The sequence below is a fragment of the Vibrio genomosp. F10 str. 9ZD137 genome (genome assembly GCF_049974785.1).
GTDB lineage: Bacteria > Pseudomonadota > Gammaproteobacteria > Enterobacterales > Vibrionaceae > Vibrio.
On record NZ_JBNGCJ010000922.1, the window covers coordinates 1 to 960 of the forward strand.

Consider the following 960-nt stretch of genomic DNA (forward strand, 5'->3'; position numbering starts at 1 on the left):
TGGACCCTCTTGGATTAATGCCCAAAGATCATAGCCCAGTACTTCAGATGCTTCAGCAAATGTTTGCTTAACCACATCATACTGCTCACCTAATTCGGCAAGCATGCCTAGAGCCTGTGACCCTTGACCGGGAAATACGATAGCAAAATTGCTCATTGTTATTTTCCTTAAACAAATAGACGAAAGAGAAAAGACACACGAAAGTCTATTCAACCTAAATAGGTGCGCCTTTAACTTAAAATTGTGTGAGGTGTTAAAACTTAACCAGTGCAGAGCCCCAGGTAAATCCGCCACCAAACGCTTCCAATAGCAACATCTGACCACGTTTAATGCGTCCATCACGGACCGCTTCATCGAGTGCCGTAGGAACGGTGGCTGCAGAGGTGTTACCGTGTCGATCCAAAGTGATGACTACCTGATCTAAAGACATGGTGAGTTTTTTAGCCGTTGCTGAAATAATTCGGTAGTTCGCTTGATGAGGAACCAACCAATCTAATTCAGATTTATTCATGTTATTAGCTGCAAGCGTGTCTTTTACCAGTTTCGATAACTGAGTAACCGCGACTTTGAAGACTTCATTACCAGCCATGTGAAGCCATTTATCAGCATCGCCACCGCGCTCAGGGACACCAAGACTGAGTAGCTCGCCAAATTTACCATCAGAGTAAATATGAGTGGATAAAATGCCTGGCTCTTCGCTCGCACCGACAACCACCGCACCAGCTGCATCACCAAATAAAATAATGGTTGAACGATCAGTAGGATCACATGTCTTCGACAAGGCATCGGCTCCAATCACTAAGACATTCTTACACATACCGGTTTTAATATGCTGATCAGCAACAGAAAGCGCGTAAACGAATCCCGAGCAAGCGGCACCAATATCAAAGGCTGGGCAACCTTTAATCCCAAGTTTACCTTGCACCTGACAAGCCGATGACGGAAGATCGGAAGAGCGGT

Annotated in this window: 1 protein-coding gene and 1 pseudogene; both read right to left on the reverse strand. The window is 45.2% G+C overall.

Features of this window, described 5'->3' with window-relative positions; all coding sequences use genetic code 11:
• Window positions 1–156, reverse strand: a pseudogene (locus tag ACP45E_RS20330) (ACP S-malonyltransferase); the annotation flags it as partial.
• Window positions 157–253: 97 nt separating this feature from the next.
• A partial coding sequence (locus tag ACP45E_RS20335; RefSeq protein ID WP_069585483.1) for a beta-ketoacyl-ACP synthase III occupies window positions 254–960 on the reverse strand: 707 nt, incomplete at its 5' end.